The organism is Arthrobacter sp. 10N418, from assembly GCF_056394725.1.
This window is the reverse complement of the sequence record NZ_JBFTIK010000008.1, coordinates 111,399-122,603: the sequence shown is the minus strand read 5'-3', so window position 1 is coordinate 122,603 and position 11,205 is coordinate 111,399. Positions and strand designations below refer to the sequence as shown.

The window sequence follows — 11,205 nt, the reverse complement described above, 5'->3', positions numbered from 1 at the left end:
GCAATTCCATTTGATTCTATGGTGCACCCGAATGGCCGTCCACCAATGGGAATATGCCACCAGCGAAACGCGCTGTAGCGTTCAAATAGTCAGTCGCGGACCTCTGCCGCGCCGTTCAGGAACCTCCCAGCAAACGTGCGCTCTAGTATCAGTCAAAGCGTCCATAGTTAATGGCAGACGAGGATGAAAGGAAGTCTTATGACTGAGAACCCAGTGCAGGGTGCGTCACCAGAGAACCGGGAGCCGGCCCAGCCGCGTGAGGGCTCTTCGGAGCCGCAAGACGCCCGGGCGCCGGAATCAGCCCACGAGAATCCGACCCTCCCGCTGGACAAGTCCGGGGACGGTTCGCCGCGCCCGGTCTATCCGCAGCACCAGCCCGCCTACGGCCAGCACGCCGCGCCGGAAACCCAGCAGTTCGGCGCCCCGGCCGCTTCCGGCGGACAGCCCCCGCAGGGGCAGCAGGGCCACAGCCCCGAGCAGCAGAGGGGCGCTTTCGGGCAGACGAGCCAGTCCCACTACGGCGCCTACTCCGGCGGCCAGCCGCCCTACCCGTCCAACCCGGGCTATGGAAACAACCCCGCCCACGCCCCCAAGCGCAAAGCGGCGTTCGGCGTGCCGACCCTGGTGGCCAGCATCCTTGCCGCCGGCCTGATCGGCGGCGGCGTCGTCGCCGGCAGCAGCGCGTTGCTGACGAACAGGCCCACGACTGTTGCCAGCAGCAATTCCAGCCAGTCCGGCCCGGTGATCGTGAACAACAAGGACGACGTCAACGCCATCACCGCAGCCGCCCTGAAAGCCTCGCCAAGCGTCGTGACCATCAAGGCGACCAGCGGCAGCGACGGCGGCACGGGCTCGGGAATCATCCTGGACGCCGACGGCCACATACTCACCAACACCCACGTGGTCACGCTCGACGGCAAGACGGCCAAGGCCGCCGTCGAGGTCCGCACGAGTGACGGAAAGGTGTACAGCGCGAAGATCGTCGGCACCGATCCGCTCTCCGATCTTGCCGTCGTCAAGATCGACAACGCGTCCGGGCTCGTCCCCGCAACACTGGGCGACTCCGGCAAGCTCAACGTCGGGGACACCGCCGTCGCCATCGGATCCCCGCTGGGCCTCACTGGGACCGTGACGGACGGTATCGTTTCGACGCTGAACCGCACCATCAGCGTTGCCTCCTCGGCCGCCCCCAAGGACGGCACCGACAACTCCCAGGGCGGTGACCAAGGTTTCCAGTTCGCCCCGCCAGGCGGCGGACAGGGGCAGAGCACCGCGAACCAGGGATCTATCTCGCTCAACGTCATCCAGACCGACGCGGCCATCAACCCGGGTAACTCGGGCGGCGCGCTGGTGAACACCAAGGGTGAGATCATCGGCGTGAACGTCGCCATCGCCTCGGCCGGAGGAGATTCGAGCAGCGGCAGCAGCAGCGGCAACATCGGTGTTGGCTTCAGCATCCCGATCAACAACGCCAAGCGCGTCGCGCAGGAAATCATCAGCAACGGCAAGGCCACGCACGCACAGTTCGGCGTGAGCGTGAAGGCCAAGGCCGCAGGAACCTCAGCCTCCGGATTCTCGGTGGGCGCGGAGGTCGCGACCGTCGAATCCGGCTCGGCCGCTGACAAGGCCGGCATCAAGGTTGGCGACGTCGTGACGAAATTCCAGGATCTGACCATCAGCGACCCCAACCAGCTGACCGCGGCGGTGCGCGAACAAGCCGCCGGCGCCACGGTCAAGGTGACGGTCCTGCGCGCCGGGCAGGAGCAGCAACTCGACGTGACCCTCGGCGCGGCAGCCGACCAGTAGGGCACGCAGCCGCAGCAAGGGGCCGCAGCAACACGGAGGCCGGGCAGCACCGTATGGTGTTGCCCGGCCTCCATGCTGCACCGGCCGCCTATCCGCAGCCCCGGGTCTGTAACTCGGCCGGAGACCGTGCTGACACGGGCGTTAACCCAGGCGCCGCACGCGAGCCGCAATATGGTTAGCTAGGAACAACCCGGCACTCCGGGCGTTCCGTGGCCATGCCCCCAGGGGCGGCTGTCCACCCGCATGGAAGGCTGCTGCAAACACAGTGGAAGAGACATTGAAGATCATCGTGCTGGTCAAGCACGTCCCTGACGCCCAGTTCGACCGGCACCTCACGGGCGGGGGCCACACGACCGATCGTTCCGAGAGCATCCTGTCCGAGCTGGATGAGTACGCCCTCGAAGCCGCGCTGCAGCTCAGCGAAGCCCGCGGCGGAGAAGCTGCAGGCAACAAGGTCATCGCCTTGAGCATGGGACCCGCCGGCGCGGTCAACGCTGTCAAGAAGTCGCTGCAGATCGGCGCGACCGAAGGCGTTCACCTTAGCGATGAGGCCCTGGCAGGCTCCGACGCCGCAGCCACCTCGCTGGCGCTCGCCGCGGCGATCCGCCACCTCGACGCCGACACCCCCGCGGACCTTATCCTCACGGGCATGGCATCCACCGACGGCGAAACCTCCCTCGTCCCGGCCCAGCTCGCCGAGCGCCTGGGCCTGCCCCAGGTGACCTTCGCGTCGTCGCTGGAGCTCGACGGCGGCAAGCTCACCGCCCGCCGCGACGGCGACGCCCACACCGATACTGTCGAGGCCGCGCTGCCGGCCGTTGTCTCGGTCACCGACCAGATCAACGATCCCCGCTACCCGAACTTCAAGGGCATCATGGCGGCCAAGAAGAAGACCATCACCACGCTGAGCCTTGCCGATATCGGCGTGGACGCGGCGCAGGTCGGGCTGGCCGGTTCCTGGACCGCGGTCACGACAGCCGAAGCACGTCCGCCGCGCACGGCAGGCACCATCATCACTGACGAAGGCGACGCCGGCGTCCAGCTGGTCGAGTTCCTGGCCGCACAGAAGCTGCTCTAAGGGGAAATCCAGACATGGCAAAAGTACTCGTTTTCATTGACAACCCCGGCCAGACGCTGAAAAAGTCCAGCCTCGAGCTGCTCACTATCGCCCGTTCCCTCGGGGAGGCGGCCGTCGCATTCAACGGCGAACTGCACACTGACGCCGGCGCGGCCCTGGCAGCTTACGGCGCCCAGGCGCTCTACCGCCCGTCCGCCCAGAACCTGGACGATTACCTTGTGGGCCCGAAAGCGGCCTTCCTGGCGGCGGCCGCGGCGGCCTCGGAGGCAACCGTGGTCCTCACCGAGAACTCCGCCGAAGGCAAGGAAGTCGCGGCGCGTCTCGGCATCAAGCTCGGCGCCGGCGTCATCACCGACGTCGTGGCCGTGGACCCTGACGGGACGGCCCACAAGTCGGTGCTCGCCGGTTCCTACACCACCACGGCCAGGGCCACGACACCGGTCTCCGTGCTGACCGTCAAGGCCAACAGCATCACGCCGGAGCCGGCTGTGACGGCCACGGCACCCGGGTCCGTCACCGTGGACGTTCCTGCCGATGCCACGGCTGCGGCCGCCAGGATCACGGCCCGCAGCGACAAGCCGGGCAGCGGCCGCCCCGACCTGTCCGAGGCACGGATTGTCGTGGCCGGCGGCCGCGGCGTGGACGGCAACTTCGGCCCGGTGGAAGACCTCGCCGATGTGCTGGGTGCTGCCATCGGGGCCTCGCGTGCCGCCACGGACGCCGGCTGGATCGGCCACGACGCCCAGGTGGGCCAGACCGGCAAGACCGTCTCGCCCCAGCTCTACATCTCCGCCGGGATCTCGGGCGCCATCCAGCAGAAAGCCGGCATGCAGACCGCCACGGTGATCGTGGCCGTGAACAAGGACGCCGAGTCGCCGATCTTCGAAATCGCGGACTTCGGGATCGTCGGGGACCTGTTCCAGGTCCTGCCGCAGGCGACCGAAGAAATCAAGAAGCGCAGAGGCTGATCGGATGCCCATCAACGCCACCGCGGCGCAAAGCCCGTTCGATCCGGGGACATCCCGGATCGAGCGGGTCCTTTGTTTCACCGCGCACCCGGACGACATCGATTTCGGCGCCGCGGGCACTATCGCCGCGTGGACGGCCGCCGGGGTCCAGGTCAGCTACTGCATCATGACCGACGGCGATGCCGGCGGCTTCGATCCGGCGCTGCGCGAGGAAATCGTGCGGCTTCGCACGGCGGAGCAGAAGCGCGCCGCCGCCCTGGTCGGCGTTACGGACATCCACTACCTGCACGAGCGGGACGGCTTCCTGGAACCCTCGCACGACGTGATGCGCGAAGTGGTGCGCCTGATCCGGCAGATCCGGCCCGACGTCGTGCTGTCGATGCATCCTGAACGCAACTGGAACCGGATCCAGAAAAGCCACCCGGACCACCTGGCCGTGGGGGAGGCTGTGACCCGGGCTGTCTATCCTGCGCTGGAGAACCCTTTTGCCTACCCGGAGCTGGCCGCCGCCGGGCTCGACGCGTACAAGCTGCCCTGGCTGTGGCTCTTCGCAGGGCCGGAGGAACGCGAGAACCACTTCGTCGATGTCACCGGGCACGTGGACAGCAAGGTCGAAGCCATCCACATCCACGTCAGCCAGCATCCCGATGCGGACGCGATGGAACGGACGGTGCGCGGACTCATGCTGCACACCGGCGAACGTGCGGGGCTGCCGGCCGGGCGCAGCGCCGAGGCCTTCCACGTCGTAACAGTCAACGGTCCGGAGACCATCGCCGGGTTCTGAGGTTGCCGGAATGTAACCTCTGTCATATGCTTGCCTCTGTTTAAATCATATTTATTTGATGGAAGGCAGACTTTGATGGCGAAGACTGCGCAGCACCCCGTCCTTGTGATCATGGGGGTCTCAGGATCGGGCAAATCAACCGTGGCCGGACTATTGGCCGGCAGGCTGGGCTGGGATCTTGCAGAAGGCGACGACCTGCACCCTGAGTCCAATGTGGCGAAGATGCACGCAGGCCAGCCGCTGACCGACGAGGACCGCTGGCCCTGGCTGGAAATCATCGCCGACTGGATCAGGGCGCACACAGCGGCCGGGACCCCCGGCGTCGTGACCTGTTCGGCCCTCAAGAAGCGCTACCGCGACGTCCTGCGCGGCGAAGGGGTCGTGTTCGTTTTCCTGGAGGGCAGCAAGGACCGGATCTCGGACCGGCTCGCTTCCAGGCACGGGCACTTCATGCCCCCCGCCCTGCTGGAGTCCCAGTTTGAAGCGCTCGAAGCGCCCACTGCGGACGAAAACTTCATTAGCCTGTGCGTCTCCGCGACACCTGCGGACGAAGCACAGGAAATCATCGACCGACTGAATCTCGACGCTGCCGACGCCGCCAGGCCTTGAGCCTCCACGCAACGACAGCGCACCAAGGAAATAATTTGAATTCTCTGACAGCAACGCAGCTTCCTGCTGCCGTCGAGGCCTGGAACGGCCACGACACCCAACTTCTGGTGGTGGCCGGCATTGGCATCGCACTCATCGTGGTGCTCATTGCCAAGTTCAAGCTCCACCCCTTCCTGGCCCTCGTCCTCGGCTCGGCCTTCGTGGGCCTCGCCTCCGGAGTGGGACTGGCCAGCGTCATCAGCAACTTCGAGGACGGAGTTGGCGGCGTCCTGAAGGAAGTCGGCCTCCTCATTGCCCTCGGCGCGATGCTGGGCAAGCTCCTCGCCGACTCCGGCGGAGCCAACCGTGTCGTGGACACGTTGCTGGCCAAGGCCAGCGGCAACAAGACGGTCTGGGCCATCACGCTGGTCGCGGTGATCATCGGGCTGCCGATGTTCTTCGAGATCGGCCTGGTGCTGCTGCTTCCCGTGGTCGTCCTGGTCACCCAGCGCTCCAAGATGCCCCTCATGCGCATCGCCATTCCGGCGCTGGCGGGCCTGTCCGTGCTGCATGGGCTCGTGCCGCCGCACCCCGGACCGCTGATCGCGATCAGCGCCGTCAAGGCCGAACTCGGCACCACCCTGGCGCTTGGACTCCTCGTGGCCATCCCCACAGTCATCATCTGCGGGCCGCTCTTTTCCCGGCTTGCCGCACGGTGGGTCCCCGTCGGGGCCCCCGCCGTCGCGGGCGGCATCGACACTCAGCACGGCGCGGACATGGAAGGCCTCAAGCGCCAGCCGAGCTTCCTCGTAACCCTGCTGACCATCATCTTCCCGGTGGTGCTCATGCTCCTCAAAGCCGTCATGGACATCGTCTGGTCCGACCCCAAGACGGCCCCGGCCATCCGGACGTTCTTCGACTTCATCGGCCAGCCGCTCGTCGCGATGACCCTGGCCGTGCTGCTGGCCATCGTCACCTTCGGCTACGCCGTGGGCTTCACCGGACCCAGGATCACGACCAAGATCGGCGCCAGCCTCGGCCCGATCGCCGCAATCCTGCTGATCGTCGGTGCCGGCGGCGGCTTCAAGCAGACCCTGATCGGCGCCGGCGTCGGAGATGCCGTCAAGAAGTGGGCCGAGGGCACCAACATGTCCGTCCTCGTGCTCGGCTTCATCGTCGCGGTCGCCCTGCGGCTCGCCACCGGTTCCGCAACCGTCGCCACCGTGACGGCTGCCGGCATCGTCGCACCGCTTGCCAGCTCGCTGTCGCCCACGCACGCGGCACTGCTGGCCCTCGCCATCGGCGCCGGCTCGCTGTTCCTCTCCCACGTCAACGACGCCGGCTTCTGGCTCGTCAAGGAACTCTTCGGCCTCACGGTCGGCCAGACGTTCAAGACCTGGTCCGTCATGGAGACGCTGATCTCCGTGGTGGGCTTCGGCTTCGTGATGCTGCTCTCGCTGATCATCTAGCGGGATTGCCGTCGGGTTGCGACCCGGCCCGGCTGCCCCGGACAGCGGGTTAAACAACCAGGCCGCGCAGTCCGTGGATCCTTTCAGGGTTCCATGGACTGCGCGGCTTTGTTGTGTCCGGATTCGCTGAGTCCGGTGCCTGCGCCCGGGGGCGCCACCGCCGGGAGCTAGGCTCCGAGCGGTGCGGCGGCCACGGTCGGAAGCGTCGGACTGGTTGATCCGCCGACGGGTTCGACCGTGATGCCGAGGGAAGCGGCCGAGCCGATGCCCTTGACGACGGCCGGCTTCGACAGCGCCTGGGCATCCATGAGGCCCTGCGACACGGGCGCCGAGCCGTCCTTGGGAATCAGCCACATCTGGTAGACCTTGCCGGCAGGCGGTGCCGGCACCCCATTCATTTTCACCACAACCGCGTCCTTCGACGAGGAGATGGACACGGTGGCTGTGCCCCCTCCTGCAACGTCGACGGTGGCCTGGCGGACGTCCCCGGCCTGCATGACCTGGTTGAGCGGATCGTTCTGGTTGGCCACGTAGGCGCCGACACCCACCCCGCCCAGGGCGATGACTGCGGCGGCCGCGACGCCGACGAGCCAATTGCGCATCCCTTGCGGCCGGCGTCGTTCTTCCCGGCGCTGCCGGGCCGCGCCGAGCTCATCGGGGACAGGTTCTTCCGGGGCTTCCCGGATCGGTTTCGCCACCACGGGGGACACCGGGAAGCCGGTCCGGTCCGGAGCCTGCCCGGGGCCAGCCATCGCTGCCGCTGATTGCGCAGGGAGGGACGCCATGATCCGGTCCAGCAGTCCGGCCGGAGGTTCCTCCTCCGCAGTGAAGCTGGTGGCAAGCGTCTCCCGAGCCTGGCGCACGCGCTCGTTGAAGGCGGTCCGCTCAGCAACAGGGGCCGAGGCGAGGTAGCGCTCGATGGCGGACCGTTCGGCGTCGTCGACGGCGTTGAGGGCGAAGACCTCGGCGAGGTCAACGGCCCGCCCCGAGGCGAGGTCGGTGGCGATATCAGCCGCGAAGCCACCAGCGACGCGTCCGTTGTTCTGTGCGTTCATGTCGGTCATCTCAGCTCACCCCCAGACAGGTCTTCAGTCGGATCAGTCCGTCGCGGATGCGGGACTTGATGGTGGGAACCGCCGCGTTGAGCTTCTCTGCGACTTCCCGGTAAGTGAGGCCGCCGTAGTAGGCGAGCCGCACGGACTCCTGCTGCGTATCCGTCAGCGTCTCCAGGCAACGGACGACGGCCTCGGCTTCAAGCCGGCTGCCGACCTCGTCCGAGACGGAGTCGTGGTCGATTTCCTGGCTGCTGGCGCCGTATTTCGCTTCCCGGTCGGTGGCGGACTGCGAGGAACGGACCTTGTCCACGGCGCGGCGGTGCGAGATCGTCATGAGCCAGGCGAGCGGGCTGCCGGCATCGGGGTTGAACTTGGACGCGTTCTGCCAGACCTGGAGGAAGACCTCCTGGGTGGTGTCTTCGCTGAGCTCGGTGTCAATCAGGACCCTGCGTGCCATGCCGAAAACCCGCCGGGAAGTCAGTTCGTAGAACTCCGCGAAGGCACCCTGGTCTCCCTGGGCGATCTGTCCGAGCAGCATGCCAAGCCGGCGGTTGACGTCGGCTGCAGCGCCCGGGGGAGCGGTGGCCTCGGGATTCGGGGCGTTGGGAGTTTCCATCACCTTCAAGCATAAGGTCCCGGCCGCCGATCCCGGGCCAGGATGCCCGGCTTGGGAGGCGTGGCCGGCCGTGCACTGCCGGTCCGGGCGTCTTTGAACCTGAGTTGTTGTCACGTACCGCACCTCACTCCCTTCCCCGTCTCCCTGGCCGCAGGCCCTAAAGCGGCCTACACAGGTGATTCGGCGCAGCCAGGGAATCGGATGGGCCGGCGCCGCGGGAAAATTCCGTGTCGCGGCAGGGCGTTAAAGCCTGGCACCGGCAAACCCGTTTTGGCGCCAGGCCTCATACACGGCAATCGACGCAGCATTGGCAAGGTTCAACGAGCGCAGGGCCGGCAGCATCGGCAGGCGGACCCGCGACGTCACATGCGGGTCGTGCTTGATGTCCTCGGGCAGGCCCACGGATTCCCGGCCGAAGAGCAGGATATCGCCCGGGACGTAGCGGATCTCCGTATAGGACGCTTCACCGTCGGAGGTGAAGGCGAAGACGCGCTCCGGCTTCAGCGCCGCCCACGCCGCGTCGATGTCCGGATGGACGGTGACGACGGCGAGGTCGTGGTAATCCAGCCCGGCCCGCCGGAGTTTGGCATCGGAAAAATCAAAGCCAAGTGGCTCCACCAGGTGCAGTTCGGCACCGGTGATGGCGGCCAGCCTGATGGCGTTGCCGGTATTGCCGGGGATTTCGGGGGTGTGGAAGAGGATGCGGAACACGGTTCCATCCTAGCGAGCCGCCGGAGGCCCTAGTGCATACCTCGCAGCAGGCGGGCGAGCACGGGAACATTGACGGTATTGGGCGCCGGTCCGGAACCCAGAAACTGTTTGAGGCCGCGGGCCAGGCCGGCGGCGTTGACCACCTGCACTGTGTCGGAAGCGTCTCCCCGGGCATCCTGCCCGGCGGGTGACCTGCGGTGCCGGTCGATCACCGGTTCGTGGAGGTTGCCGTCAGTGCTGTGGACAACGGTCCAGCCGGTGACGTTGAGCTCAGGGAAGATGTCCTGCATCCGGCGCACCACGTGGGCGAGATGGGGCGGCGCGATGGAACGTCCGCCGTGCGTCAGTGTGCTGCCGTTCCAGGCATAGGCGCCGGGCGGCAGCAACATGGACCCGATGATGGCCAGGCGGTAGCCAGCCAACAGTGCGTGGTCGATGTGGCTGTTGTCCACCGGCGACTGCAGGCCGTTGATGAGCCGGGCGGACGGAATCGCCGGGAGGATCTGCCTGCTGATCAGCTGTACCGTCCGCAGTTCGCGCTGGATCCTCGCCTCGGCCCCGAAGATTCCGCGCTTGCGGGGGATGCCATGGACCTGCTGCCGTGCCGTGTCCTCCGGAATCAGCGGCACAGCTCCGCCCGGGGCGAATTGTTCGAACGGAGGAACGTAAACGGGCGCATCCGCGGCGGTGTTCCGCGGCGTGTTGGGGCGGCGCACGTGGGCGGAGGCGCGGCTTTCGGCCGCCGGGGCGTCAAAGTGCGCGCCCTCAGCGCCGTCGTCAGGACCGGTTGAGAAGGCGCCACGGGAGCCGCTGCCGTAGGAGCGGTCGTAGGCGGCGCGGCGTTTCGCGTCGATCAGGGTCTCGTAGGCGAGGGTCACCCGCCGGAAGGCTGCCGGATCGCCGCCGTGATCAGGATGGGCCATGCGGGCGGCCTTGCGGTAGGCCACCTTGATTTCCTTGTCCGTCGCCGTCACGGGGATCCTGAGGACCTGGTAATGCGAGCTGCTGCCCTGCGTCAAGCAAGAATCCTTTACGTTATGTGGCCAGCGCATCTGGACGTCCGGCCTGGCCAGTTTAACCGGCTGGAAGAACAACGAGCGCGTCCGCACGGATGGTTCCCGGCCACTGGCATAATTCAGCGCATGATAATCGCCGTCGCCGTCAACCCGCGGGCATCGTTCGGCCGCAGGCAGCACGCGGGTAAAGAGGCGGCGGACTACTTCCGCGCGGCCGGGGCGGACGTCCTGTTCCTGTGCGAGGGCAGCTACGCCGAGCTCGCCGCAGCCGTTGACGGCGCGCTCGAATCAGGCGTCGACGCCCTCGTGGTGGTCGGCGGCGACGGCATGGTCCACCTCGGAATCAATGCGCTCGCCGGTTCCGGTGCGGCGGAAGGCAGTTACGGCAAGGTTCCACTGGGCATTATTGCGACCGGAACGGGGAACGACATGGCACGGGCGCTGGGACTGCCCCGGCACAACACCCGGGCCGCCTGCGCACAGGTGCTCACGTCCCTCGCCGCCGGCGGCCGGATGATCGATGCCGGCCGGGTCACATCCGGAGGCACGTGCCGCTGGTTCGCCGGCGTGGTCTCGGCCGGCTTTGACGCCGCCGTCAACGAACGGGCCAACACCTGGCGCTGGCCCCGGGGCAAACTGCGCTACCAGCTCGCCATGCTCCGCGAACTCGCCTCGATCCGGGCGATCAACTACACCGTCACAGCCGACGGCGAGCGCTGGGAGCAGCCGGCGATGCTGGTTTCCGTCGCCAACGCCCAGTCGATCGGAGGCGGGATGCAGGTGGCACCGGATGCCGTCCTCGATGACGGCTACCTGGATCTGTTCATCGTCGGTCCGCTGTCCCGGGCCGGCTTGCTGGCAGTCTTTCCAAAGGTGTACTCCGGCCGGCATGTCGGGCATCCCGCGGTGCATCTGCGCCGGATCCGCCGGGTGGAGCTGGCAGCCGGGAACATCGTGGCGTACGCCGACGGCGAGCGGATCGGGGCGCTGCCCCTGACCATCGACGTCGTTCCCCGGGCGGTACGGGTCCTGGCGTAGTACACGGAGGGACCGGTCCGGAATCAAGGCGGCCTCCCGGCGGGGCAGGGAAGCCGGGCTGACCGTCCGCCGGTGC

At 67.4% G+C, this 11,205-nt stretch carries 11 protein-coding genes; 7 read left to right on the top strand and 4 right to left on the bottom strand.

The features are described from left to right. Positions 1 to 198: 198 nt before the first annotated feature. The 6 genes from AC1DCZ_RS08640 (at position 199) to AC1DCZ_RS08615 (ending at position 6,693) form a co-directional block, all read left to right on the top strand. On the top strand, positions 199 to 1,806 hold the full coding sequence (locus tag AC1DCZ_RS08640; protein WP_476974211.1) for a S1C family serine protease: 1,608 nt from the start codon (positions 199 to 201) through the stop codon (positions 1,804 to 1,806). Positions 1,807 to 2,083: 277 nt separating this feature from the next. Continuing rightward, a complete protein-coding gene (locus AC1DCZ_RS08635) occupies positions 2,084 to 2,884 on the top strand; it encodes an electron transfer flavoprotein subunit beta/FixA family protein (RefSeq protein ID WP_476974271.1) in 801 nt (266 codons plus the stop codon). A 14-nt stretch (positions 2,885 to 2,898) separates the two neighbouring features. Further along, positions 2,899 to 3,852, top strand: coding sequence for an electron transfer flavoprotein subunit alpha/FixB family protein (locus AC1DCZ_RS08630; protein ID WP_476974210.1), 954 nt, complete (start codon positions 2,899 to 2,901; stop codon positions 3,850 to 3,852). A 4-nt stretch (positions 3,853 to 3,856) separates the two neighbouring features. After that, positions 3,857 to 4,636: a PIG-L deacetylase family protein gene (locus tag AC1DCZ_RS08625; RefSeq protein ID WP_476974209.1), complete on the top strand. Its 780-nt coding sequence runs from the start codon at positions 3,857 to 3,859 to the stop codon at positions 4,634 to 4,636. Between the two features lie 75 nt (positions 4,637 to 4,711). Next, entirely contained in the window at positions 4,712 to 5,245 is a 534-nt protein-coding gene (locus AC1DCZ_RS08620) for a gluconokinase (RefSeq protein WP_476895227.1), read from the top strand. Positions 5,246 to 5,289: 44 nt separating this feature from the next. Then, complete coding sequence (locus AC1DCZ_RS08615) at positions 5,290 to 6,693, top strand: GntT/GntP/DsdX family permease (RefSeq protein ID WP_476974270.1); 1,404 nt, start codon at positions 5,290 to 5,292, stop codon at positions 6,691 to 6,693. A 167-nt stretch (positions 6,694 to 6,860) separates the two neighbouring features. On the opposite strand, the gene AC1DCZ_RS08610 is transcribed toward AC1DCZ_RS08615, so the two are convergent. The 4 genes from AC1DCZ_RS08610 to AC1DCZ_RS08595 all read right to left on the bottom strand — a co-directional run bounded on the left by AC1DCZ_RS08610 (position 6,861) and on the right by AC1DCZ_RS08595 (position 10,094). Further along, positions 6,861 to 7,748 (bottom strand): anti-sigma factor, encoded by an 888-nt coding sequence (locus tag AC1DCZ_RS08610; protein ID WP_476974208.1) that lies wholly within the window; start codon positions 7,746 to 7,748, stop codon positions 6,861 to 6,863. A gap of 10 nt (positions 7,749 to 7,758) precedes the next feature. Further along, the gene (locus AC1DCZ_RS08605; RefSeq protein WP_476974207.1) at positions 7,759 to 8,364 is read right to left on the bottom strand and encodes a sigma-70 family RNA polymerase sigma factor; all 606 of its coding nucleotides are present in this window, start codon (positions 8,362 to 8,364) and stop codon (positions 7,759 to 7,761) included. 243 nt (positions 8,365 to 8,607) lie between these two features. Then, complete coding sequence (locus AC1DCZ_RS08600) at positions 8,608 to 9,075, bottom strand: tRNA (cytidine(34)-2'-O)-methyltransferase (protein WP_476895230.1); 468 nt, start codon at positions 9,073 to 9,075, stop codon at positions 8,608 to 8,610. A gap of 29 nt (positions 9,076 to 9,104) precedes the next feature. Further along, positions 9,105 to 10,094 (bottom strand): J domain-containing protein, encoded by a 990-nt coding sequence (locus AC1DCZ_RS08595; protein WP_476974206.1) that lies wholly within the window; start codon positions 10,092 to 10,094, stop codon positions 9,105 to 9,107. Positions 10,095 to 10,217: 123 nt separating this feature from the next. On the opposite strand from AC1DCZ_RS08595, the gene AC1DCZ_RS08590 reads away from it, so the two are divergent. Then, positions 10,218 to 11,129 carry a diacylglycerol/lipid kinase family protein gene (locus tag AC1DCZ_RS08590; RefSeq protein WP_476974205.1) on the top strand — a complete coding sequence of 304 codons (912 nt, stop codon included), beginning with the start codon at positions 10,218 to 10,220 and terminating at the stop codon, positions 11,127 to 11,129. Positions 11,130 to 11,205 lie beyond the last annotated feature (76 nt).